At 37.7% G+C, this 23,868-nt stretch carries 25 protein-coding genes; 21 read left to right on the top strand and 4 right to left on the bottom strand.

Annotated elements, in window-relative coordinates:
• Positions 1-261: 261 nt before the first annotated feature.
• The 6 genes from ftsE to DT250_RS07975 all read left to right on the top strand — a co-directional run bounded on the left by ftsE (position 262) and on the right by DT250_RS07975 (position 7,151).
• Entirely contained in the window at positions 262-948 is a 687-nt protein-coding gene (ftsE, locus tag DT250_RS08000; protein ID WP_000594325.1) for a cell division ATP-binding protein FtsE, read from the top strand.
• Positions 938-1,831 (top strand): permease-like cell division protein FtsX, encoded by an 894-nt coding sequence (ftsX, locus tag DT250_RS07995; protein ID WP_087983949.1) that lies wholly within the window; start codon positions 938-940, stop codon positions 1,829-1,831. The genes ftsE and ftsX overlap by 11 nt, the downstream gene beginning before the upstream one ends.
• Before the next feature lie 118 nt (positions 1,832-1,949).
• The gene (locus tag DT250_RS07990; RefSeq protein WP_000830301.1) at positions 1,950-3,386 is read left to right on the top strand and encodes a S41 family peptidase; all 1,437 of its coding nucleotides are present in this window, start codon (positions 1,950-1,952) and stop codon (positions 3,384-3,386) included.
• A gap of 260 nt (positions 3,387-3,646) precedes the next feature.
• Positions 3,647-4,831: a PDZ domain-containing protein gene (locus DT250_RS07985; protein WP_137035902.1), complete on the top strand. Its 1,185-nt coding sequence runs from the start codon at positions 3,647-3,649 to the stop codon at positions 4,829-4,831.
• Between the two features lie 227 nt (positions 4,832-5,058).
• Positions 5,059-6,774 carry an ABC transporter ATP-binding protein gene (locus DT250_RS07980; RefSeq protein ID WP_149212883.1) on the top strand — a complete coding sequence of 572 codons (1,716 nt, stop codon included), beginning with the start codon at positions 5,059-5,061 and terminating at the stop codon, positions 6,772-6,774.
• 65 nt (positions 6,775-6,839) lie between these two features.
• Positions 6,840-7,151 (top strand): heavy metal-binding domain-containing protein, encoded by a 312-nt coding sequence (locus DT250_RS07975; protein ID WP_000637523.1) that lies wholly within the window; start codon positions 6,840-6,842, stop codon positions 7,149-7,151.
• A 115-nt stretch (positions 7,152-7,266) separates the two neighbouring features.
• Here the strand turns inward: DT250_RS07975 and abc-f are convergent, their stop codons facing one another.
• The 4 genes from abc-f to DT250_RS07955 form a co-directional block, all read right to left on the bottom strand.
• Complete coding sequence (gene abc-f / locus DT250_RS07970; protein WP_147786789.1) at positions 7,267-8,901, bottom strand: ribosomal protection-like ABC-F family protein; 1,635 nt, start codon at positions 8,899-8,901, stop codon at positions 7,267-7,269.
• A 273-nt stretch (positions 8,902-9,174) separates the two neighbouring features.
• Positions 9,175-9,714, bottom strand: a complete 540-nt coding sequence (locus tag DT250_RS07965) for a flavodoxin family protein (RefSeq protein ID WP_147786790.1) — start codon at positions 9,712-9,714, stop codon at positions 9,175-9,177.
• Positions 9,715-9,718: 4 nt separating this feature from the next.
• Positions 9,719-10,087, bottom strand: a complete 369-nt coding sequence (locus DT250_RS07960; protein ID WP_046955576.1) for a MerR family transcriptional regulator — start codon at positions 10,085-10,087, stop codon at positions 9,719-9,721.
• A gap of 51 nt (positions 10,088-10,138) precedes the next feature.
• Positions 10,139-11,032 carry a LysR family transcriptional regulator gene (locus DT250_RS07955; RefSeq protein ID WP_087983943.1) on the bottom strand — a complete coding sequence of 298 codons (894 nt, stop codon included), beginning with the start codon at positions 11,030-11,032 and terminating at the stop codon, positions 10,139-10,141.
• 151 nt (positions 11,033-11,183) lie between these two features.
• Here DT250_RS07955 and DT250_RS07950 point away from each other — a divergent pair, with 151 nt between their 5' ends.
• From DT250_RS07950 to lgt, 15 genes are all read left to right on the top strand, one after another.
• A complete protein-coding gene (locus DT250_RS07950) occupies positions 11,184-12,206 on the top strand; it encodes a YeiH family protein (RefSeq protein ID WP_142398693.1) in 1,023 nt (340 codons plus the stop codon).
• A gap of 234 nt (positions 12,207-12,440) precedes the next feature.
• Entirely contained in the window at positions 12,441-12,638 is a 198-nt protein-coding gene (locus tag DT250_RS07945) for a helix-turn-helix transcriptional regulator (RefSeq protein ID WP_000538359.1), read from the top strand.
• Positions 12,639-12,649: 11 nt separating this feature from the next.
• Positions 12,650-13,039 (top strand): hypothetical protein, encoded by a 390-nt coding sequence (locus tag DT250_RS07940; protein WP_149212882.1) that lies wholly within the window; start codon positions 12,650-12,652, stop codon positions 13,037-13,039.
• An 18-nt stretch (positions 13,040-13,057) separates the two neighbouring features.
• A complete protein-coding gene (locus DT250_RS07935; RefSeq protein WP_016118885.1) occupies positions 13,058-13,279 on the top strand; it encodes a hypothetical protein in 222 nt (73 codons plus the stop codon).
• Positions 13,276-13,668 carry an ATPase gene (locus tag DT250_RS07930; RefSeq protein ID WP_149212881.1) on the top strand — a complete coding sequence of 131 codons (393 nt, stop codon included), beginning with the start codon at positions 13,276-13,278 and terminating at the stop codon, positions 13,666-13,668. The genes DT250_RS07935 and DT250_RS07930 overlap by 4 nt, the downstream gene beginning before the upstream one ends.
• A gap of 16 nt (positions 13,669-13,684) precedes the next feature.
• Complete coding sequence (locus DT250_RS07925) at positions 13,685-13,912, top strand: hypothetical protein (RefSeq protein ID WP_098273223.1); 228 nt, start codon at positions 13,685-13,687, stop codon at positions 13,910-13,912.
• 99 nt (positions 13,913-14,011) lie between these two features.
• On the top strand, positions 14,012-14,773 hold the full coding sequence (locus DT250_RS07920) for a MerR family transcriptional regulator (protein ID WP_147786794.1): 762 nt from the start codon (positions 14,012-14,014) through the stop codon (positions 14,771-14,773).
• Complete coding sequence (locus DT250_RS07915; RefSeq protein WP_149212880.1) at positions 14,770-15,390, top strand: hypothetical protein; 621 nt, start codon at positions 14,770-14,772, stop codon at positions 15,388-15,390. Before DT250_RS07920 ends, DT250_RS07915 begins: the two co-directional genes overlap by 4 nt.
• A 46-nt stretch (positions 15,391-15,436) precedes the next feature.
• Complete coding sequence (locus DT250_RS07910; RefSeq protein WP_137035897.1) at positions 15,437-15,865, top strand: DUF4362 domain-containing protein; 429 nt, start codon at positions 15,437-15,439, stop codon at positions 15,863-15,865.
• A gap of 151 nt (positions 15,866-16,016) precedes the next feature.
• Entirely contained in the window at positions 16,017-17,993 is a 1,977-nt protein-coding gene (gene uvrB / locus DT250_RS07905) for an excinuclease ABC subunit B (RefSeq protein ID WP_048542497.1), read from the top strand.
• Between the two features lie 11 nt (positions 17,994-18,004).
• The gene (gene uvrA / locus DT250_RS07900) at positions 18,005-20,875 is read left to right on the top strand and encodes an excinuclease ABC subunit UvrA (protein ID WP_137035905.1); all 2,871 of its coding nucleotides are present in this window, start codon (positions 18,005-18,007) and stop codon (positions 20,873-20,875) included.
• 59 nt (positions 20,876-20,934) lie between these two features.
• Complete coding sequence (locus DT250_RS07895; RefSeq protein WP_088608597.1) at positions 20,935-21,384, top strand: DUF4275 family protein; 450 nt, start codon at positions 20,935-20,937, stop codon at positions 21,382-21,384.
• Between the two features lie 114 nt (positions 21,385-21,498).
• Entirely contained in the window at positions 21,499-21,879 is a 381-nt protein-coding gene (locus DT250_RS07890; RefSeq protein ID WP_001267307.1) for a phage holin family protein, read from the top strand.
• Between the two features lie 156 nt (positions 21,880-22,035).
• Positions 22,036-22,965, top strand: a complete 930-nt coding sequence (gene hprK / locus DT250_RS07885) for an HPr(Ser) kinase/phosphatase (protein ID WP_001127247.1) — start codon at positions 22,036-22,038, stop codon at positions 22,963-22,965.
• Positions 22,966-22,989: 24 nt separating this feature from the next.
• Complete coding sequence (lgt, locus tag DT250_RS07880) at positions 22,990-23,802, top strand: prolipoprotein diacylglyceryl transferase (RefSeq protein ID WP_000924234.1); 813 nt, start codon at positions 22,990-22,992, stop codon at positions 23,800-23,802.
• Positions 23,803-23,868: the final 66 nt, after the last annotated feature.

Raw genomic sequence — 23,868 nt, 5'->3', positions numbered from 1 at the left:
AACTATGACGACTCGTTTCCTTTTTTTTTGATGTAACATAACTGTAACAAAAATGTATCCGAACTGGAAACCGTTTGATGTTACAATGAGGTTTGTAGAATTTTGCTGAAATATATTACATAGAGTAGCGCTGCTAATAAAAAGCATGAATGGAAGCTACCTTCAACAAGAGTGGTTAAGCGAGAATAAAAGGTTATCTTTTATTTTCAGATGTACAGAAAAGTATTTCGAAAAAAATCATTAAGTATTGGGTGATAAATAATGATAAAAATGACGAATGTTTATAAGGAGTACCCGAATGGTATGAAAGCCATTGCTGGTCTCACAGTTAACATTAAACAAGGTGAGTTTGTATACGTAGTTGGACCGAGTGGAGCCGGGAAATCTACATTTATTAAAATGATGTATCGTGAAGAGAAGCCATCTACAGGATCAATTAATGTAAATGGACTTGTTATTGAAACATTAGCAGAAAGAGATGTTCCATATTTCCGTCGTCAATTAGGTGTAATTTTCCAAGATTTTAAATTACTACCTAAGTTAACGGTATATGAGAATGTTGCGTTTGCTTTAGAAGTAATTGAAGAAGAAAAAGAAGCCATTCGTGAGCGTGTAACAGAAGTTTTAGGTCTTGTAGGTCTTGAGGATCGTGCAGACGCACTACCAAGTGAACTTTCGGGCGGAGAGCAGCAACGTGTTGCGATTGCGAGAGCAATTGTTAATAGACCAAAGGTTGTAATTGCCGATGAGCCAACAGGTAACTTAGATATTGAAACAGCTCTTGATATTATGAAGATTTTTACGCGTATTAACGAGCGTGGTACAACGATTGTTATGGCGACACATAACTCAGATATCGTAAATACAATTCGTCATCGTGTAATCGCGATTGAAGGCGGAAAAATTGTTCGAGATGAGATTGAGGGAGGATACGGATATGAAGGCTAAGACCCTTAGTCGACATTTGCGAGAAGGTGTAAAGAATCTATCACGTAACGGATGGATGACATTTGCTTCTGTTAGTGCAGTAACAGTTACATTATTACTTGTAGGTGTCTTTTTAACAGCGATAATGAATATGAACCATTTTGCGACGAAAGTAGAGCAAGATGTAGAAATTCGTGTACACATTGATCCAGCAGCAAAAGAAGCTGATCAAAAGAAATTAGAAGATGATATGAGTAAGATTGCAAAAGTAGAATCTATTAAATATTCTTCTAAAGAAGAAGAGCTAAAACGCTTAATTAAAAGCTTAGGTGATAGCGGAAAAACGTTTGAGTTATTTGAACAAGATAACCCACTTAAAAACGTATTCATTGTAAAAGCAAAAGAACCAACAGATACAGCGACAATCGCGAAAAAGATTGAGAAAATGCAGTTTGTAAGTAATGTTCAATACGGTAAAGGTCAAGTTGAAAAATTATTTGATACTGTAAAAACAGGACGTAATATCGGGATTGCGTTAATTGCAGGTCTTTTATTCACAGCGATGTTCTTAATCTCTAATACAATTAAAATTACAATTTATGCTCGTAGTACAGAAATCGAAATTATGAAACTGGTAGGTGCAACAAACTGGTTTATTCGTTGGCCGTTCTTATTAGAGGGATTATTCCTAGGAGTATTAGGATCAATTATTCCAATTGGCTTAATTCTAGCTACGTATAATTCACTACAAAGTGTGTTTAACGAAAAACTTGGCGGAACAATTTTCGAACTTCTACCATACAGTCCTTTCGTATTCCAATTAGCTGGTTTACTAGTGTTAATCGGGGCTTTAATCGGTATGTGGGGAAGTGTAATGTCAATTCGTCGCTTCTTAAAAGTATAAAAAGTTGCAAACATAATTCGTACAAGCTTATCATATAGTAGAAATAGGTAAAGGCATCACACACTGTGTGATGCCTTTTGCTACACCACCTGTGTGTTTTGGAAAGGGGAATTCCGCATTGAAACGTAGAGTTGCAATTATTGGAATGGTTGTTGCATTTTTAATTGGTGCTGGCGGAATGTTTGCAGGTATGTCTTTATTTGGGGTTAACCCAGCAGAAGTAACGCAAACAATTTCGAGTGGAAACGCTAGCACCTCACAAGGGAATTTGGCAAAAATTAATGAGGCGTATGCACTAATTGATTCACGTTATGTGGAAGACGTGAAGGATGACAAGTTAGTCGAAGGTGCAATACAAGGCATGTTGTCTACGCTGAAGGACCCTTATTCCACGTATATGGATAAAGAAACGGCTAAACAGTTTAGTGAATCACTTGATCCTGAGCTAGAGGGGATCGGGGCTGAGGTGAACAAAACAGACGGTAAGCTTATTATCGTATCTCCAATTAAAGGCTCACCGGCAGAAAAGATTGGAATTAAACCGAATGACCAAATTTTATCTGTAGATGGAAATAGTGTGAAAGATTTATCACGTGAAGAAGCAGTATTAAAGATTCGTGGTAAAAAAGGAACGACTGTCGCGATTGAAATTAAGCGTGCAGGAGTAGCTGATCCGATTGTATTTAAAATTAAGCGTGAAAAAATTCCAATCTTCACGGTGTTTAGTTCTGTGAAACAAGAGAGCGGAAAAGATATCGGTTATATGCAAATCACTTCTTTTGCTGAAAATACAGCGAAAGAATTTAAGGATCAGTTAAAAGAGTTAGAGAAGAAAAACATAAAAGGCTTAGTTATTGACGTGCGTGGTAATCCTGGTGGCTACTTAAATAGTGTAGAAGAGATACTAGGGGAAATTATGACGGATAAAAAGCCGATGCTACAAGTAGAGCAACGAAATGGTGAGAAAAAGAAATTCTCTACGGAACTGAAAGAGAAAAAGCCATATCCAATTTCAGTATTAATTGATAACGGAAGTGCTTCTGCTTCAGAGATTTTAGCGGGTGCGCTAAAAGAGGGAGAAGGATACGATTTAATTGGTGAAAAAACGTTTGGTAAAGGTACTGTTCAGCAAGCCGTTCCATTTAAAGATGGCAGCAACATTAAATTAACGATGTTTAAATGGTTAACACCGGATGGAAACTGGATTCATAAAAAAGGAATCGCGCCAACAGTAGAAGTGAAGCAACCAGATTATTATCATGCGACACCAATTCAAATTGAAAAGACACTTTCATACAATTCAAATGATGTGCAAGTAAAACACGCGCAAGAAATGCTTAAGAGTTTAGGATATGTACCAGGGCGTGAAGATGGATACTTTAGTAAAGAGACAGAATCAGCGCTGAAAGCATTCCAAAATGCGAATGAGATGGAAGCGACGGGACAGCTTGATAAAAAGACAGCTGAGGCGATTCAAACTAAAATTATTGAAAAAATCCGTTCTGGAGAAAATGATCTACAATTACAGTCCGCATTAAAATTAATAGTGAAATAAAGTGAAACTTTAATCAGTGGGGGTTTTCTTCATCCCCACTAATTATTAGTTGAACCAATCGGACTTTTATGGGCAGTGGATCCCCCACCTAAATTCTTTGCTTTCGCTGAATTTTGAGGTGGGGGTCTTACTGCCCATTAAAGCGAAATAAAAAGAAATACAGGCAGTTTGCTGCCTGTATTTTTTTGTGTTAAACAAACGTTTGTCCAGTTATGATAATATAAAAAGAAAGAATGATATAAATGGTGGTGAATGAGTTCGTGGAGGCATGGATTTTTGAAATAATGCGGGCAGTTGGACGTTTTTTCTTACACCCTGCTGTCTATGTATTTTTAATAAGTAGTATCTTCGTTGGATACTTACGTATGTTACGAGAACGAAAGGATTTTTCCTTTAAAGTTTATGATATTTGGTTTGAACTGCGAACATCTCTATTTGCGGGAGTTGGATACGGATTAATAGTATCTATTCTTACAATTGGACTTGGCCTTGTCGTTTCCAAAGCGAGCTTATGGGTCATCTTACTTTGGACGTTATTATTTGGATTAACTGCTATGTATCGATATTTATCAGCAGCTTATACATTTAGTATCGCAATTGTATGCGTTCTAGTATCTTCTAAGCTACCAGTTTCCTTCTTACAGCTTGGAGAAGGGGAAGAGAGTACGATTGTATCTCTTGCTATTTTACTAGGTGTCATGCTCGTTGTAGAGGGCTTGTTGATTTCTAAAAATGCAGTAGGATATTCTACGCCGAAGATTAGGAAGGGTAAGCGTGGGCTAAAGATTGGTTTACACGAATCAAAGCGTTTATGGATCGTTCCTATTTTTATTCTTGTACCAGGTGATGCAGTAACGCAGTTTATTTCATGGTGGCCTGTCGTTTCAATCGGTTCACATACCTATTCTTTATTCCTCGTTCCATTTTTAATTGGATTTATGAGAAAGATTAGAAGTTATGAGCCAACAGAAGCTTTATTATTTACAGGAAGACGTGTCTACGGATTAGCAGGAATTGTACTTGTTTTAGGAATCGCAAGTTATTGGTGGCACGTACTTGCCATTATCGCAATGGGAGTCGCAATGCTTGGGCGTTTCACAATTTCCATGCAAGAAAAAATTGCCGATGAGACGAGACCGGCGTATTTCGCTGCACGTAATGATGGACTTGTTGTATTAGATACAATCCCGAATACAATTGGGGCAGAGCTGAATTTACTGCCTGGAGAAGTGATTACGAAAGTAAATGGAGTCATTCCAAGAAGCGCTGAGGAATTTTATGATGCGCTTCAAACGAAGACGACAGGAGCATTTTGTAAATTAGAAGTATTAGATACAAATGGAGAGCTTCGCCTTGCTCAAACGGCATTATACGCCGGAGGACATCACGAATTAGGAATTGTGTTTGTTCAGCAGGAGCATGAGTGGGATTCGGAAGCGATGTAATAGAAGAAAGGGTATCACCTTGTGGTGATACCCTTTTTGGTTGTGGGGGCGGGATTAGTAGTAAATGAAATTTATATCGGTGATTATTCAAATATATCGAATTTATGGAAAAAACGACAACTATCGCAAACATTCTTTTTAGTTTCATAGACGGATAACTTGAATAATTATTTGATAATGGTTATCATTTAGGGAGTCTTTTTAATTTTGGAAAATGGAGGTAAGATATGCTACGTAAATTTTTTTCTTACTATAAACCGTATAAAGGTTTATTTATACTCGACTTTTCTTGCGCAGTTGTCGCAGGGTTACTAGAACTTGGCTTCCCGCTTATCGTAAATCAATTTATTGATAAGTTATTGCCAGGACAAAACTGGACGCTTATTTTATGGGCTTGTTTCGGTTTACTTGCAGTGTATATATTAAATACAGGCTTACAATATGTCGTTACATATTGGGGACATATGCTTGGTGTTAACATTGAAACGGATATGAGACAGAAATTATTTGATCACATTCAAAAGCTATCATTCAGATTTTTTGACAATAATAAAACAGGTCATTTAATTTCACGTCTTACAAACGACTTAATGGAAATTGGGGAAATTGCTCACCATGGGCCAGAAGATTTATTTATCGCTGTTATGACTTTAGTTGGGGCATTCTCATTTATGATGATGATCAACTGGAAGTTAGCGTTATTAACGTTCTTCGTTATTCCATTCCTATTGTGGTTGGCACTTTACTTCAATAAAAAAATGACAGGTACGTTTAGACGTTTATTCTCAGACGTTGCTGATTTCAATGCATGTATTGAGAACAACGTTGGCGGTATCCGTGTTGTACAAGCATTCGGAAATGAAAAGTTTGAGAAAGAGCAATTTGCTGTAAACAATGCTCGTTTCCGTACAACGAAATTAATGGCGTATAAAATTATGGCGTTAAATTCATCGATTAGTTATATGCTCATGCGTCTCGTAACGCTCTTCGTCTTAATATGCGGTACATGGTTTGTTCTGCAAGGTGAATTAACGTACGGTGGATTTATCGGATTCGTTCTATTAACGAATATTTTCTTCCGCCCAATTGAAAAAATTAATGCGGTAATCGAAAGCTATCCGAAAGGGATCGCTGGTTTTAAGAGGTATGTAGAGCTTCTTGAAACAGAGCCAGATATTGTAGATGCTAAAGACGCGATGGAAGTTAAACATGTACATGGTGATATTCAATATAGCAACATTACATTCGGATATGAAAATAAAGAACCGATTTTAAATGATATTAGTTTGAAAATACATGCAGGTGAAACAGTTGCTTTCGTAGGACCATCAGGAGCTGGAAAAACGACGTTATGTAGTCTATTACCACGTTTTTATGAACAATCGTCTGGATCGATTCAAATTGATGGTATTGATACGAAAGATATGACGTTATCTTCACTTCGTAAACAAATTGGAATTGTGCAGCAAGATGTGTTCTTATTCTCAGGAACAATTCGTGAAAATATCGCTTACGGAAACTTAAAGGCGTCAGAAGCTGAAATTTGGCAGGCAGTAAAACGTGCGCAGTTAGAAGACTTAATTTACTCACAACCAGACGGTTTAGATACCGTTATCGGTGAGCGTGGGGTGAAACTTTCTGGTGGACAGAAGCAGCGTCTAGCGATTGCTCGTATGTTCTTGAAAAACCCGCCAATTTTAATATTAGATGAAGCGACTTCCGCATTAGATACAGAGACGGAACTGGCGATTCAAAAATCACTTGCTGAACTATCTGTGGGCCGTACAACATTAGTTATTGCTCACAGACTTGCAACGATTAAAAATGCAGATCGTATCGTCGTTGTAAATAAAGATGGTATTGCAGAACAAGGTTCACATGATGAATTAATTGAACAAGGCGGAGGATACAGCAGGTTATACGAAGCACAGTTCAGTTCGTAAATATAATTTCTGCTGAATTAGTGCACCATAAGTAAGTGAAAATCTTATATGGGAGGCTATGAAGCATGATTGTAACAACAACGTCTACAATTCAAGGAAAAGAAATTATTGAGTATATCGATATCGTCAATGGAGAAGCGATTATGGGCGCGAATATCGTTCGTGACCTTTTCGCCTCTGTCCGTGACGTTGTCGGCGGTCGTGCGGGCGCTTATGAAAGTAAATTAAAAGAAGCGCGCGACATTGCAATGGAAGAGATGAAAACTTTCGCAAGACAAAAAAATGCGAATGCAATTGTTGGTATCGACGTGGATTACGAAGTAGTTCGCGAAGGAATGCTAATGGTTGCAGTGAGCGGAACTGCTGTCCGTATTTAAAGTGAAAAAGCCGTGCTGATGCACGGCTTTTTCACTTTTATTAATGCTATTCTATGTCGAAGTTCCAATATTTCTTGGGAAATGCGGAAGGCCCTGTCGATATATAGGGAAGACATTAGAGCGCTTCTTTACATTTCTGGATTTGAACTAATAATGTTTCGTATTCTTGTTCGAGAGATGGGATATCATCGTGATGATTTGGCATGGAAATTCGGCCGATAATTTCTGTTAATTTTGTTTGTAATCGTAATAATTCTTGTTCAGTTACGTTTACAGAATCCCCGGTGGTTCTTTTTGTGTATTGCTCGTAATTACCGTGGAATATTCTTGGTTCACTCTCATCTACTTGTAGAATATGGTCTGCAACAGAGCGAATAAAGGCACGGTCATGGCTGATGAAAAGTATTGTGCCAGGATATTCTTGTAACATGATTTCTAATTCTTCTTGCGTCGCTAAGTCTAAATAGTTTGTCGGTTCATCGAGCAGAAGCATATTATAGTTTCCTAAAAATACTTTTGCGAGTGCGACCTTCATTCGTTCGCCGCCACTTAAGACATGTACAGGTTTATGAACATCTTCACGGCGGAATAAAAGCCGTGCAAGTATTGTTCGAACGAATGCTTCTGTATAGTTGGTTTCTTCTAGAACGTTCTCTAAAATGGTTTTATCTGTTTTTAAAATTGATAGTGTTTGTTCAAAGTATCCAATTTTACAACTTTTCGAAAGCTGAATGCCACGCTCGTTTGCGAGAAGCACGTTGAACAAAGTTGTTTTGCCGCTTCCGTTTGCACCTAAAATAGCAAGTTTTGCACCAGGGACAATAGTTCCATTCATATTTTTAAATAGTGTGCGGTCGCCTATTTTCTTTGTTGCTTTATTGAACTGTACTGCCACTTTACTATGAATGGGTGTATGGTATTGCACGTCAAACTGAGTCTGAGAAAGATCCTTTGGCTTTTCTTTCTTTTCTAGTTTTTCGAGACGTGTTTCTAGTGCTTTCGCTGCTTTGCTAACCTGTTCTTGGCCATGAGCCCCGCTTAACTTATAAAGTTTAGATTCAGATGAACTGAAGCGAGTTGGGATTTTTGTCATATTAGAAGCACGTTGCTTTTTTTGTGAAATTGATTGCTCTAAACGATTTTTTTCTTGTATATATTGATCATATTCTGCTTGTTTTTGTGTTCGTTCACGTTCTTTTTGCTTTCGATAGTTGGAATAATTTCCTTTATACTCTTGAATCGTCCCGTCTTCAATTTCAATAATTTTTGTACATATATTATCTAGAAATTCACGATCATGCGATATTAAAACAAGTGACCCTTTATAAGATAAAAGTGCCTTTTCTAATTGCTCTGTACCAACCATATCTAAGTGGCTTGTTGGTTCATCAGCAAATAAAATTCCTGCATCTTGTTCGAGAGCATGAGCAATCTTTAGCCGCATTCGTTCACCACCGCTCATTGCATCTGTAACGTTTGAAATACTCCATTTTCCTTTTGCGAGAGCAGAAGTGGTTTCCGGTAGTTCCTCGCTAAGTTGAGGAATGATGCTGATAGAACTATGATGAGTTACTATGCCTTTGTCAGCTTCTATTTCTTTACTTAATATTTGTAATAACGTAGATTTACCAGCTCCGTTGACTCCGACAATTCCTATGCGATCCTGTGCTTGAATTTCCAGTGACGGTAACGTAAATAGTGTGCGATCACCAAAGCTCTTTTCAATATTGCGTGCGAATAAAATAGTCATCAAAAAACCTCCCTAGTTTCACTAGAGAGGATAAACGTCGCCCTTGCATGTAAAAAATCGTACATAAATAAACGATTTTTTTACATGATCGTTTCGAAAGAAAGTATCGACAAATGGACAGACTAATCCCCTGCTAGTTTTCATCATTTTTTGTTCACTATTTGTGATGGATGAAATAAATAAGAGAATTAGAACTTCATTGGTCAAAGTACCTTCCTTTCATAATGTTACTTTTATTGTATGCGCATACAAAATGGTTTGTCAAACTTATTTCTATTTACTATTTTTGAACTTATTATTATACAATTGTACTTTTGCTAGAGCCTCAGCATCATTTTTGATTTCATCCAATCCATTCGCATCCCCAATAACATACCCTTCAAATGATGAACCAACAAAATCAAAGATATATTGGAACTGAGCAATAAGCGGTAATGCTTTCAGCTTTGGATTGTCTCCGCCAACGATGACAACGTACATTTTTTTACCTTTCATTTTTTCTTTGAAATGAAGAGATGTATCACGCAAGCTTTGTGACCAGCGATCGACGAAGTTTTTCATATGACCGCTCATTCCATACCAGTATAGCGGTGTAGCAAAGATAATTGTGTCGTGCTCTAACATACGCTCGATTAACTGCTCGTAGTCATCATTTACAGGTTGGAATCCTTCTGCATCATGGCGCTGATCTATGATTGGGTGGACGATATGATCACGCAAGTAAATTTGTTCTGTTTCAATTCCATCAATCACCATATGTGATAAAGCTTCTGTATTTCCGTTTTGTCTTGAACTGCCATGTATAACAAACATGTAATCATCCCTTTTCTTTTGTTTGCTTTAGGAGTGAAACGTGTTTTTGCAAATTCGTTTGAATGCTAGAAAGTAATGAGATTTGCTTCGTTACTTCATTAAGTTTATCTTCATAAAGCGTAAGGATACTGCTGCAAGGATTTTCGTACAGGTGCGGCTCTATTTCGAGGCAGCGCAGCATCCTTGCCGTCTCTTCTAAATTTAAGCCAATTTGTAAGTACATTTGAATAAGCTCCACTTTTTCGATGGCACTTTCATCAAAGTCACGGTAGCCATTTGCGAGGCGCTTAGAAGGGAGTAATCCCTTTTCTTCATAATGTCTTAGTGATCTTTCGCTAACCCCGGTTTCTTTTGATAACTCTCCAATTCGCAATGTGTTTCACCCCTTGTACATGTATTGTAAACCTTCACACTAATGTGAAGGTCAATGCTGTTTTTTCGCAAAAGAGTCTACATAATTTAAAAACACCTGAATAGCTTTAGACGGGATGAAGTATTTGCCGCGCACGATGGAGAATGGACGGATGAGTTGTTCATTTGGAACTTCGACGTGGAATAGCTCTTTTGCCAGTAACTCTTTCCGTACAGTCCAATCAGAAAGTATAGCGATGCCAAGCCCGGCACTAACTGCTTCTTTCACGCTTTGGATACTACTGAATGTAAAGAAGCGCTTCAATTTTAAATGGTGTTGATGAATAAAGCGGTCACTATAAGCGCGTGTTCCAGAACCACTTTCTCTTAATACCCATACTTGATCTTGGAGTGTGCTTTCATTTATTTCATTTGTGCGGAGCAGTGGATGATTTGGCGGGACGACGAGCTTCATTTCATCTTGCATAAACGTTTCAACGTCCACGTCGGCGTATACGACTTGCCCTTCGACTAAGCCGATATCGATTTGATTAGAGCGAAGGCTTTGCAAAACGTCTTCTGTATTTGAGATAAAGGTATGAACTTCAACGTGTGGATTTTCATTCGCATAGTTAGCCAGTATTTTTGGAAGTAAGTATTCGCCAATTGTGAAACTAGCACCGATGCGAAGAGTTCCTGTTACAACGTTATGTAGCTCGTTAATTTCTTGCTTAGCATCTTCATAAAGAGAGAGCATTTGTTTTGCGTGTATATATAATATGTTTCCAGCTTCCGTCACTTGAACGTGCTTCGGAGAGCGCTGAATAAGTGTAGTGCCAAATTCGTTTTCTAAGTTGCGTATATGCATACTTACGCCAGGTTGTGAAAGGTTTAATAATTCTGCTGCACGGGAGAAATGCTTCTGTTCAACGACAGTAACAAATATTTTTAAAATGTCTACGTTCATGTAATGGGCTCCTTTCTTTTTCTATCATCTTATCATAAGTATTTCTGATGATAGAGATTCAATATTGATATTAAACTTATTATAGAAACTCTCTTATAATATAAGTAGAAAGAACATGCATGTTCCAATACGATTATTGGAGTGGTACAAAGTGGAACAAACACTTGTTATACAAAAGAAGAAGGGCTTTGGATTTTCGCAAGGTATTGGGATTACGTTATTAATCGCAATTGCCGCGAAATATTTAGCAGAGCTTCCATTTTTAAATATTATGGGACAATTAGTAATTGCTATTCTAATTGGGATGGTTTGGCGCGCAGTCATTGGAGTTCCACAAGAAGCGATAGCTGGAACGAACTTTGCGAGTAAGAAGTTGCTGCGCTTTGGGATTATCTTACTTGGAATGCGTTTAAATCTTGTTGATATTGCGAAGGCAGGGCCGAAAGTATTGGTCATCGCTGCCGTTGTTATTACATTTACGATTTTCGTTGTATATGGGCTAACGAAAGTATTTAAGGTAGAAAAGAAACTCGGAATTTTAACAGCGTGCGGAACAGCAATTTGCGGCGCGGCTGCGGTCGTGGCAATTGCACCGCAAGTGAAAGCGAAGGATGAAGAAACGGCAGTTGGGGCAGCAATTATTGCAATTTTAGGTACAATATTTACACTTATTTATACGCTATTATACCCAGTGCTTGGCTTCTCACCGTACGGTTACGGTGTATTCTCAGGTGCGACGCTGCATGAAATCGCCCATGTCATCGCAGCTGCGGCGCCAGGAGGAAGTACGGCTGTAGACATCGCAGTTATCGTGAAATTAACGCGCGTTGCAATGCTTGTGCCAGTAGCGATTTTAATTGGATTATGGTTTGGTAAGAGTGAAGGTAGCGAGGAAAAAAAATCGTGGCGTGACCTTCCAATTCCGTGGTTCATCTTCGGATTTTTAGCGATGAGTGCAGTGCATTCGCTCGGGGTTATACCAGAAGTTGTTGCCGGATACATCGTTGTTCTTGCTTACATGCTTATTGCAATGGCGATGGCGGGGCTTGGTTTAAATGTAGAGTTTAAAACGTTCCGTAAGTTAGGAAGTAAGGCATTCGTGGCGGGGCTGATCGGCTCGGTTTTCCTTTCTATTCTTGGATACGTTCTTGTATATGCATTAGGATTTATGTAGTAGGACGAAGAAGCTGTTCCAAAAGATATTTTTGGACAGCTTTTTTTATGTTTATAGTGCTACGGGTGTCGATATATTAAAAAAATAGCTGATATAAATTTAATTACGCTTGTACTTTGTTAGAGAAGGTGATCAGTGAAACGTTTTTCTAAAATTTGTAAAGATATCTTTACTTATAACTGGAAAATATTTATAATTAAAGTAAAGATATCTTTACTTTCGAAGGTGGAGCCTATGGGTGTGAAAAATAAAATAAAAGAGTTAAGAAAGCAACATCATATAACGCAAGTTGAAATGGCAAAGGCGATGCAGGTGACGCGGCAGACGATTGTGGCGATTGAAAACCATCATTATAACCCGAGTCTAGAGTTATCCCTAAAAATCGCCAAATATTTTGGGGTGAAGGTGGAGGAAATATTTACGCTAGAGTAAGGTGAGAAAAAATGAACGATACTAAAAAGTTATTTATCCGTGCGACTTTTGGATTGTTTTTGGGAGACATTGTAGTTCATAGTATGAATCCGGCTATACCAATTTTACCGCTCGTAGTGAGTAACGTTTTAGCAATTGTATTTTTGATGATGTATTCGTATTACAAAAAGCGTAAGTACAAAAAAGAAGAACTTCCAGATATAGATGAGCGAGTAAATGAAAATATAAAAAAATATGTAAATGTCTCATTTGTATTCGCGTTTCTATTGCTTATTGTTTATATTGTTGCGAGTAAAGCAATAGGCAGAGCTGTTATACCAGTGCAAGAAATATTTATGATATGTAGTTCCTTATTTGCAGGTAGTCTTATCATAGGAGTCATGATAGGGAAACGAGCATAGCGATAGGAGGAATGAAAAATGCAAGATGAGTTTGAGAGATTTCAGTCAGATAAAGCGTTTAAATATGTAGGGTTATTTTTTACGATTAGTTTAGCGATATGGAGTTTATATAATTTAATTGTTGATGGAAATGCTGGTATGCCGTTTGTTTTATTTGTACTAGGGCAGTGGGTGTATTTTCTCGTAAACTATTGGCCGAAGTGGAAATATAGAAATCAAAAAGAGGCTGATCATGTATGAGTAAACAAGATATTATACGGTTCATAGGCAGTTTATTTTTAGCGGGTCTTATTTTAAATGTGAGTTTAATGATTTTAAGTATTTCGTGGGGAACAATCTTCATATCGAATGTAGCACTAGTCATTTTATATAGTATTGCGGAATATAGAGAACAGAAGCGTTTGAAAGAAGAGGGAGTACCGTCGATTGATGAGCGAGTTGTGAATAAGATGAAGTCATATTTTACGATTAGTATTACAAGCTTCGTGTTCTTGTTCATTATGTATCTTTGTTTAAATAAGTATTTAGATAGGCAAGCAGTACATGTAAATGAATTGTTATATATTGCTATTTTTGGCTTATTAATAAGTATGGCATCGACGAGTGTGTTAGCAACAAGGAATAGATAGAAAAAGGGGAACTGGGATGGGATTACCGGTATTATGTGTCGCTACGGCTATTTTTGCTTTGTTTTGGGGAATGCAGAACTTCTCTCGTAATCCAGTGCCAAGCATTTGTATTATGATTGGCACTGTAGGTTTATCATATTATTTATTAGTTTCAGCTCATTATCATAAAACAGCAACGAGTGTTGTTGTTGGAGCACTTATTTTATTTTGTGGGCGCGCTATACAAAAGGGATTATTTCCGTAAAAGCTGTTTATACAAAGAGTATAAACAGCTTTTTGTATTTTTTTACAAAAGTCTTGAAAGTTACGTAACGTCATCTTTTATAATGAAGGGGAAGAGGTGATGGTAGTGATTTCAATACAACAATTGACGAAAGAGACAGGGGTAACAGTACGTACATTACGTTATTATGATCAAATAGATTTATTAAAGCCGAGCGGGAAAACGGAGGGTGGACATCGGTTATATAGTGAAACTGATGTCATTCGACTACAACAAATTTTATTTTTAAAGGAAATGGGCTTTTCATTAAAAGAGGCTGCGAATATGTTAGTAAAAGGTGACCTTAACTTAAAGGGTTCTCTTGAAAAACAACTTCGGTTTGTACAGGAAGAACAAAAGAAATTTAATCGAATGGAGCGTGTTTTACAAGCTGTTGTTTATTCGGTAGATGTGGAAGGGGAACTTGATTGGAAAGTTATGTTTGAACTGATTCAGCTTTCGAAACAGTCGTCTCGTATACGTGAAATATTTCAAAATGAAGTATTTTCAAAGGAAGAACAAAAATTGCTTCATAACTTGCCAAATATGAGTGAAGAAGATCCGAATGTTTTAGAATGGGTAGATTTATTAAAGCAATTACGTACTTTTATGAAAGACGGCAAAGAAGCAGCGAGTGATGAGGTACAAGGCGCAACGAAGAGATTAATGCAGAAATGTTTAGAAATGGCCAATGGTGACGAAGCGTTTTTAGATAAGTTATGGGAAGTTAGAAAATCGAAGGAAGATTCACAGAAAATGAGCATGTATCCAATTGAAGAAGAACTTTTATTATATATGGAAGAAGCTTTTCGTATATATGATGAAAAGGAGATGGATAAATGAGTATACTTGCAGAATATCGTTGGTATTTTTTAATTGGGGCAGAGATTGTATTTTGGTTATCAGCTAGCGGTTTCTTTTTACTCCGTTACGGATTCCGTTTGAAGAAGGCAAGCTTTATTATGGGGATTGTACTACTCGTAAATGAAGTGTTCATTTTAACCTTAGGAGTAGTGGATTATTACCAAACAGGAAAGTTCTCTAACTTTCAAATCATTACGGTAATTATTTTATTGTATGCAGTTTTCTACGGGAAAAAGGATTTGAAGAAGCTTGATATGTTTGCGCAAAAGCTAGTTGCGAAATGGCGGAATGAACCAGCGCCAATTATGGAAGAGCACGTAGAATTAACAGGTATGGCCTATGCGAAACAGGAAATAAAAAATTGGTTATTACATCTTGTTTTATTCGTTGTTGTGCATATTTTCTTTTTCTTTCTGTACGGTTTTGTCCCGTTTGAACAATGGCATAATTGGTTAGAAACGGGGATTGTTTTAAATGAAAAAGCAAGTCGTGTTAGCCAAGTTTGGGCGATTATACTTTTTGTGGATACAGTTATTTCATTTTCATATGTTCTTTTCCCGAAGAAGGAAAAAGAAAAAGAGAAGCTACTTTCATAGAGGAAAGTAGCTTTTTCTAGTATACCAATAGTTTGTATAGGAGAGGATAACGATAGGAAAAACAGGTTTTATATGCTTATTTCTCTTTAGTTTAGTAGCATGCTCACAACCTAACATTGACATTGATAAGAAGAATGATGTCATTGTAAAGAGAGCAGGAATTTCCAACCTAGATAAATTTGAAAAGTTCGTTTTGAATGTTGACCAAGGGAAAGTTGATAAAATAAGAATTGTGCAGTATACCCATGAAGGTGATCCGATTTTTCAAACGGTAGAGCATAGTGAGAACGATATACTTTATGTGTTAGATAATAGAAAAGACCAATTTGCTGGTGAGCATAAAGGATTACATAAAGATAGTTGCAAAAGTATTGTTAAAGAGCAGGGAGAATTAGAAATCACTTATAGGTTAATAGATTGTACGAGTAAAAATGGGCGCAATGGATATGATTTATTATATGTACCTAAAAAATAGAGTTAGTAGAGGAAGGAAGTTTTTACTCCTTCCTCTTTCTATGTATATATTGTCGAAAATTTTACCGAATATCTGTTCGTTTTCTTGGTTTTTTTATGAGCATTCGTGGTAAAATGGGAATACAGATTTTTTACGAGGAGGTCGGTTTTGTTTGGAACATCAATTTGAAATTATCTCAGCTTATTCCCCGCAAGGTGATCAGCCGGTAGCTATAGAAAAGCTTGTAGAGGGAATTAATAGTGGGAAGAAAAAGCAAGTGTTGCTTGGTGCAACAGGAACGGGTAAGACATTTACGATTTCAAATGTCATTAAAGAAGTGCAGAAGCCAACACTTGTTATGGCTCATAATAAAACGTTAGCAGGACAGTTATATAGTGAGCTGAAAGATTTTTTTCCGAATAATGCAGTTGAATATTTTGTTAGTTATTACGATTATTATCAGCCAGAAGCGTATGTGCCTCAAACAGATACGTTTATTGAAAAAGATGCGCAGATTAATGATGAAATCGATAAATTGCGTCACTCAGCAACATCTGCACTATTTGAACGGGATGATGTGATTATTGTTGCGAGTGTTTCGTGTATATATGGTTTAGGTTCTCCAGAAGAATACCGCGAGTTAGTTGTTTCACTTAGAGTTGGTATGGAAAAGGACCGCAATCAATTGCTTCGTGAACTTGTTGATGTGCAGTATGGACGTAATGACATTGATTTCAAGCGTGGTACATTCCGTGTGCGCGGAGATGTAGTTGAAATCTTCCCAGCATCACTTGATGAGCATTGTATTCGAATTGAATTTTTTGGCGATGAAATCGATCGTATTCGCGAAGTAAATGCGTTAACAGGTGAAGTATTAGCAGAACGTGATCATGTAGCAATCTTCCCAGCATCTCACTTCGTTACACGTGAAGAAAAGATGAAGGTCGCTATTGAAAATATAGAAAAAGAATTAGAAGAACGTTTAAAGGAATTAAATGATAATGGCAAGTTGTTAGAAGCGCAGCGTATAGAACAGCGTACACGTTATGATTTAGAAATGATGCGCGAGATGGGCTTTTGTTCAGGGATTGAAAACTATTCCCGTCATTTAACACTTCGTCCAGCGGGTGCAACGCCGTATACGTTATTAGACTATTTCCCGAAAGACTTCTTAATCGTTATGGATGAGTCACACGTATCAGTACCGCAAGTAAGAGCGATGTATAACGGGGACCAAGCACGTAAACAAGTGCTTGTAGATCATGGATTCCGTCTGCCATCAGCTTTAGATAATAGACCGCTTACGTTTGATGAGTTTGAAGGGAAAACGAATCAAGTTATTTACGTTTCAGCAACGCCAGGACCGTACGAGTTAGAGCAGGCACCGGAAGTAATAGAACAAATTATTCGTCCAACAGGGCTTTTAGATCCACCAATTGATATACGACCAATTGAAGGGCAAATTGATGATTTATTAGGAGAAATTCAAGATCGCATTGCAAAAAATGAACGTGTATTAATTACGACTTTAACGAAGAAGATGTCAGAGGATTTAACAGACTACTTAAAAGATGTAGGAATTAAAGTGAACTATCTTCACTCTGAAATTAAAACGTTAGAACGTATTGAAATTATCCGTGATCTTCGCCTTGGTAAGTTTGACGTACTTGTCGGTATTAACTTATTACGAGAAGGATTAGATATTCCAGAAGTATCACTTGTAGCTATTTTAGATGCTGATAAGGAAGGATTCTTGCGTTCAGAGCGTTCATTAATTCAAACAATCGGTCGTGCAGCACGTAATGAAAACGGCCGCGTTATTATGTATGCAGATCGTATAACAAGATCAATGGGAATTGCAATTGAAGAAACGCAGCGTCGTCGTACTATACAAGAAGCTTACAATAAAGAGCATGGTATTACGCCGAAAACGATTCAAAAAGGCGTGCGTGATGTTATCCGTGCAACGACAGCTGCTGAAGAGCCGGAAATGTATGAAGCGGCACCAGCTAAGAAGATGACGAAAAAAGAGCGTGAAAAGACAATTGCGAAGATGGAAGCAGAGATGAAAGAAGCAGCAAAAGCGTTAGATTTCGAGCGTGCAGCTGAATTAAGAGATTTACTATTAGAATTAAAAGCGGAAGGGTGAACAGAGTGAGCATAAGCAAGGATTTTATTGTCGTAAAAGGTGCTAGAGCACATAACTTAAAAAATATTGATGTAACCATTCCGAGAAATCAGCTTGTTGTTGTGACGGGATTGTCTGGTTCAGGGAAATCATCATTAGCGTTTGATACGATTTATGCAGAAGGGCAGCGCAGATACGTAGAATCGTTATCTGCGTATGCGCGTCAGTTTTTAGGACAAATGGATAAGCCGGATGTAGATACGATTGAAGGATTGTCACCAGCGATTTCAATCGATCAAAAAACAACGAGTCGTAATCCACGTTCAACAGTCGGAACGGTCACGGAGATTTATGATTATTTACGTTTATTATTTGCGCGAATTGGTACGCCAATTTGTCCGAATCATGGTATTGAAATTACGTCACAAACAGTAGAGCAGATGGTAGACCGTGTACTTGAATATCCTGAACGTACGAAATTACAAGTGTTAGCTCCTATCGTTTCTGGGCGTAAAGGTGCACATGTGAAAGTGCTTGAAGATATTAAGAAGCAAGGGTATGTTCGTGTACGTGTTGATGGTGAAATGCTTGATGTATCTGAAGATATTGCGCTAGATAAAAATAAGAAGCATTCGATTGAAGTTGTAATTGACCGTATTGTTGTAAAAGAAGGGATTGCAAGCCGTCTTGCGGATTCTCTTGAAAGTGCATTAAAGCTTGGCGGGGGCCGAGTGTTAATTGATGTAATGGGAGAAGAGGAACTTCTATTTAGTGAACATCATGCTTGTCCGCATTGTGGTTTTTCAATCGGAGAATTAGAGCCGCGCATGTTCTCATTCAACAGTCCATTCGGGGCATGTCCTTCTTGTGATGGACTTGGTTCAAAGTTAGAGGTAGATTTAGAACTTGTCATTCCGAATTGGGATTTATCATTAAATGAACATGCGATTGCGCCTTGGGAACCGACAAGCTCACAATATTATCCGCAGCTTTTACAATCTGTATGTAATCATTACGGCGTTGATATGGATATGCCTGTGAAAGATATACCGAAAGATTTATTTGATAAAGTGTTGTACGGAAGCGGAGAAGAAAAAGTATATTTCCGCTATGTAAATGAATTTGGTCAAGTAAAGGAAAATGAGATTTTATTTGAAGGTGTTATTCCAAATATCGAACGTCGTTATCGTGAAACGAGTTCTGATTATGTTCGTGAGCAAATGGAGAAATATATGGCAGAGCAAGCTTGTCCGAAGTGTAAAGGTGGACGCTTAAAGCCAGAGAGTTTAGCTGTTTTCGTTGGTGATAAAACGATTGCTGATGTAACGAAGTATTCTGTTCAAGAAGTACAGGAATTCTTCTCGAATGTGGAGCTAACGGAGAAACAACAAAAAATTGCTCATTTAATTTTAAGAGAAATCCAGGAGCGCGTTGGATTCTTAGTGAACGTCGGTTTAGATTATTTAACGTTAAGTCGTGCCGCAGGAACTTTATCAGGTGGTGAGGCGCAGCGTATTCGTTTAGCGACACAAATCGGTTCTCGTCTTACTGGCGTACTTTACATTCTTGATGAGCCTTCAATCGGCTTGCATCAGCGCGATAACGATCGTCTTATTCGTACGTTGCAAGAGATGCGTGATTTAGGGAATACGTTAATTGTCGTTGAACATGATGAAGATACGATGATGGCTGCTGATTATTTACTTGATATCGGACCTGGTGCAGGTATTCACGGTGGTCAAGTTGTATCAGCGGGGACGCCAGCTGAAGTGATGCAGGATGATAATTCGCTAACAGGGAAGTATTTAAGCGGTAAAGAGTTTATTCCGGTTCCACTTGAAAGACGTAAAGGTGACGGACGTAAAGTGGAAATTATCGGTGCAAAAGAGAATAACTTAAAGAATGCAAAGATGTCATTCCCGCTTGGCACGTTTGTAGCGATAACGGGTGTATCTGGTTCCGGTAAAAGTACGATGATTAATGAAGTACTATATAAATCATTAGCACAAAAGTTATATAAAGCGAAAGCGAAGCCAGGTACTCATAAAGAAATTAAAGGTCTTGAGCATTTAGATAAAGTAATCGATATCGATCAATCGCCAATCGGGCGTACACCACGTTCTAATCCAGCGACGTATACAGGTGTATTCGATGATATTCGTGATGTGTTTGCACAAACGAATGAAGCGAAAGTGCGTGGATATCAAAAAGGACGTTTCAGCTTTAATGTAAAAGGTGGACGTTGTGAAGCGTGCCGTGGTGATGGGATTATTAAAATCGAAATGCACTTCTTACCAGACGTATACGTTCCATGTGAAGTTTGTCATGGTAAACGTTATAACCGCGAAACGTTAGAAGTGAAGTATAAAGATAAGAACATTTCTGAAGTGTTAGGGATGACAATTGAAGATGGAGTAGAGTTCTTCGCTAATATCCCAAAAATTAAGCGTAAACTTCAAACGCTTGTAGATGTAGGTCTTGGTTATATGAAATTAGGACAGCCAGCTACGACGTTATCTGGTGGTGAAGCGCAGCGCGTGAAGCTAGCTTCTGAATTACACCGTCGTTCTACTGGGCGTACGTTATATATTTTAGATGAGCCAACGACTGGTTTGCATGCACATGATATCGCGCGTCTTCTAGAAGTGCTGCAACGCCTTGTTGAAAGTGGCGAGACAGTTCTTGTTATTGAACATAATTTAGATGTAATTAAAACAGCTGATTATATCGTTGACCTTGGACCAGAGGGCGGAGATAAAGGTGGGCAAATTGTTGCTTCCGGAACGCCAGAGCAAGTAGTAAAAGAAGAACGCTCGTATACAGGTAAGTATTTAAAAGAGATTTTAAATCGCGATAAAGCAAGAATGAAAGAGAAAATAAAAGAAGTAGAGTTATCTCAATAAGTGTATTACGAAAAACCGAGTGGAAATGACACTCGGTTTTTCGTTCATAGGGGGAAAAGATGGAGTTTACAGATGTTTTAAGAAAGAAAAACATGAAGGTAAGAGAGTTTCAAAGTTGGGGTGTTTATTTTCGGAAGCGCTGGGAGGATAACTTTGCAAATCATGTAAGTGATGAGGAAAAGGAAGACATCTTTCTGTATGGTGATAAGTATGCATGTGGGTTTCTTTGGCACATATTTAGTTATGAGAAAAAGAAGTGTTTAGAGGGTGAAGAAGCGGAGAATGCGTTTCATAATGAAGTGAAAAAGGATTGCTATATATTCTATCAACATTGTGATGATGTACTGCTAATAAAAGATACGAGTTTATTACATATGGAGGATATATTGTGTGAGAGGGACGATATGTATAAAGGCGATATCTATATTGTAGATAAAGAGTTCACTTGGACTTTTGTAAAAACTCATGAACATAGATGGTATGGCCCTTATTTTGCGAGGAAATGTTAGTAGGTATACAAGCAGGAAGAGTAGAATAAGTTGATATAAGTGTTTGTATGATACTTGCGTTTATAATCTATTAGCGTATGATGAAATATATATGTCAAAAGGATGTGTAAGAAAATGAGATGGATTGTATCACTTCTTGTAAATAGCGTTGTGTTAATCGCTGTATCGGGACTTTTAAAAGGGATTGCGCCAGACGCGTTTTACGTAGCAAATATACAGACTGCAATTATTGCGAGTATTATCTTAGCTGTTTTAAATGTGTTCGTAAAACCGTTTTTAATTTTAATTACGCTACCAATTACTCTTGTAACTTTCGGGTTCTTCTTAATTGTTATTAATGCGATTACGTTAAAAATAGCAGATTCATTATTAGGAGATGCGTTTAATATATCAGGGTTTGGTGTAGCAATCGTTGCGGCAATTTGTATTTCAATTTTTAATATGATTATTGAAAAGGCAATTGTGGAACCTTTATATGAAAAAAAGAGAAAATGACAAAAAGAAAAACATTTCATGATGTGTATGAAATGTTTTTTTCTATTTATTAGAAACCGTATTTCTTGTTTCCAGAAAAAAATGGTACAATATCCGGTAGAATGGAATTTTACATCAAATGAGACTGAACCCGCAGCGGAGTGGAGGTTTATACATATGCCGAAAGTAAGGACAAAAGATTTAATTGAACAATTTCAATTGGAGTTAATAAGTGGTGAAGAAGGAATTCATCGTCCGATTGATACAAGTGATTTATCACGACCTGGAATTGAAATGGCAGGATTTTTCACATATTATCCAGCTGATCGCGTGCAGCTTCTTGGAAAGACGGAGCTTACGTTCTTTGACACATTAACGTCAGAGCAAAAACAAGAGAGAATGAAAGCGCTTTGTACTGAGGAGACGCCATGTATTATTATAACTCGGAATCAAGATGTACCAGATGAGTTATTGCAAGCATCACGTGAATCAGGCATGCCTTTATTACGTTCTGCTCAAACGACAACAAGATTATCAAGTCGTTTAACAAATTATTTAGAAGGTAAGTTAGCACCAACAACAGCTGTACATGGTGTGTTAGTAGATATTTACGGTGTTGGTGTTTTAATTACAGGTCAAAGTGGTGTCGGTAAAAGTGAGACAGCTCTTGAGCTTGTAAAACGTGGTCACCGTCTTGTTGCGGATGATAGTGTAGAAATTCGCCAAGAAGATGAAGACACATTGGTAGGAAGCTCACCAGATTTAATTGAGCATTTATTAGAAATTCGTGGTCTAGGTATCATTAACGTTATGACGTTATTCGGTGCAGGGGCAGTGCGAAATTATAAGCGTATTACACTTGTTATTAATCTTGAAATTTGGGATCAAAAGAAAAATTACGATCGCTTAGGTCTTGATGAAGAGAAGATGAAGATTATTGATACAGAGCTTACGAAGATTACACTTCCAGTTCGTCCTGGTCGAAACTTGGCTGTTATTATTGAAGTAGCAGCGATGAATTTCCGTTTAAAACGTATGGGAGTCAATGCAGCACAACAGTTCTCTGAACGATTAATGAGTGCGATTGAGTTAGGAAATCAGGAGTAAACTTTGGAGAGGGAGGTCATACATATGCTGTTAGGTTCTGTACCACAGCTTGACCGTGTAGCGATCCAACTTGGGCCGTTTCCTGTATATTGGTACGGGATTATTATCGGTACAGGCGTGCTATTAGGTCTTTGGCTAGCAACTCGCGAGGGAGAAAGACTAGGTATTCCAAAAGATACATTTGTTGACCTTGTATTAATTGCAGTACCGATCGCTATTCTATTTGCGAGAATGTACTATGTTATTTTTGAATGGGAATATTACGCGCAAAACCCGAGTCAAATTATTAATATTCGTCAAGGTGGCTTGGCGATTCATGGTGGTTTAATCGGGGCTGTTATTACAGGGATTCTTTTTGCGAAACGACGCGGGGTTTCATTCTGGAAGTTGGCTGATATTGCTGCGCCAAGTATTTTACTAGGACAAGCAATTGGTCGATGGGGAAACTTTATGAACCAAGAGGCGCATGGTGATGAAGTAACGAGACAGTTTTTAGAAGGACTTCATTTACCGGATTTCATTATTAATCAAATGTATATTGAGGGTGTGTACTATCATCCAACGTTTTTATATGAATCATTATGGAATTTTGCAGGTGTCATTTTATTACTTGCATTACGAAAAGTGAATTTACGACGCGGGGAATTATTCTTCACATATTTAATTTGGTATTCAATAGGGCGCTTCTTCGTAGAAGGCTTACGTACAGATAGTTTAATGTTAGGACCACTTCGTATCGCACAAGTAATGTCAATTGGACTTGTTGTTATTTCTATTATTTTCATTATCGTGAGACGAAAAATGGGGCAAGCTGATAAAAGATATTCGGAAAATTAGAGAAAAGTAGCATCTTATTATAAGATGCTGCTTCTTTCATATTCAGGAAAGAGAAAGGACTAAGGC

Source organism: Bacillus sp. AR2-1, assembly GCF_008368755.1.
Taxonomy (GTDB): domain Bacteria; phylum Bacillota; class Bacilli; order Bacillales; family Bacillaceae_G; genus Bacillus_A; species Bacillus_A wiedmannii.
The sequence above is the reverse complement of the archived record's forward strand: the minus strand, read 5'-3'. Positions and strand labels throughout refer to the sequence as shown.

Bases quoted from the DNA above. Each gene is read 5' to 3' on its own strand.
- ftsE (WP_000594325.1), top strand. From the start codon at position 262: ATGATAAAAATGACGAATGTTTATAAGGAGTACCCGAATGGTATGAAA.
- ftsX (WP_087983949.1), top strand. From the start codon at position 938: ATGAAGGCTAAGACCCTTAGTCGACATTTGCGAGAAGGTGTAAAGAAT.
- DT250_RS07980 (WP_149212883.1), top strand. From the start codon at position 5,059: ATGCTACGTAAATTTTTTTCTTACTATAAACCGTATAAAGGTTTATTT.
- DT250_RS07975 (WP_000637523.1), top strand. From the start codon at position 6,840: ATGATTGTAACAACAACGTCTACAATTCAAGGAAAAGAAATTATTGAG.
- abc-f (WP_147786789.1), bottom strand. From the start codon at position 8,901: ATGACTATTTTATTCGCACGCAATATTGAAAAGAGCTTTGGTGATCGC.
- DT250_RS07965 (WP_147786790.1), bottom strand. From the start codon at position 9,714: ATGTTTGTTATACATGGCAGTTCAAGACAAAACGGAAATACAGAAGCT.
- DT250_RS07955 (WP_087983943.1), bottom strand. From the start codon at position 11,032: ATGAACGTAGACATTTTAAAAATATTTGTTACTGTCGTTGAACAGAAG.
- DT250_RS07945 (WP_000538359.1), top strand. From the start codon at position 12,441: ATGGGTGTGAAAAATAAAATAAAAGAGTTAAGAAAGCAACATCATATA.
- DT250_RS07940 (WP_149212882.1), top strand. From the start codon at position 12,650: ATGAACGATACTAAAAAGTTATTTATCCGTGCGACTTTTGGATTGTTT.
- DT250_RS07935 (WP_016118885.1), top strand. From the start codon at position 13,058: ATGCAAGATGAGTTTGAGAGATTTCAGTCAGATAAAGCGTTTAAATAT.
- DT250_RS07930 (WP_149212881.1), top strand. From the start codon at position 13,276: ATGAGTAAACAAGATATTATACGGTTCATAGGCAGTTTATTTTTAGCG.
- DT250_RS07925 (WP_098273223.1), top strand. From the start codon at position 13,685: ATGGGATTACCGGTATTATGTGTCGCTACGGCTATTTTTGCTTTGTTT.
- DT250_RS07920 (WP_147786794.1), top strand. From the start codon at position 14,012: ATGGTAGTGATTTCAATACAACAATTGACGAAAGAGACAGGGGTAACA.
- DT250_RS07915 (WP_149212880.1), top strand. From the start codon at position 14,770: ATGAGTATACTTGCAGAATATCGTTGGTATTTTTTAATTGGGGCAGAG.
- DT250_RS07895 (WP_088608597.1), top strand. From the start codon at position 20,935: ATGGAGTTTACAGATGTTTTAAGAAAGAAAAACATGAAGGTAAGAGAG.
- DT250_RS07890 (WP_001267307.1), top strand. From the start codon at position 21,499: ATGAGATGGATTGTATCACTTCTTGTAAATAGCGTTGTGTTAATCGCT.
- hprK (WP_001127247.1), top strand. From the start codon at position 22,036: ATGCCGAAAGTAAGGACAAAAGATTTAATTGAACAATTTCAATTGGAG.
- lgt (WP_000924234.1), top strand. From the start codon at position 22,990: ATGCTGTTAGGTTCTGTACCACAGCTTGACCGTGTAGCGATCCAACTT.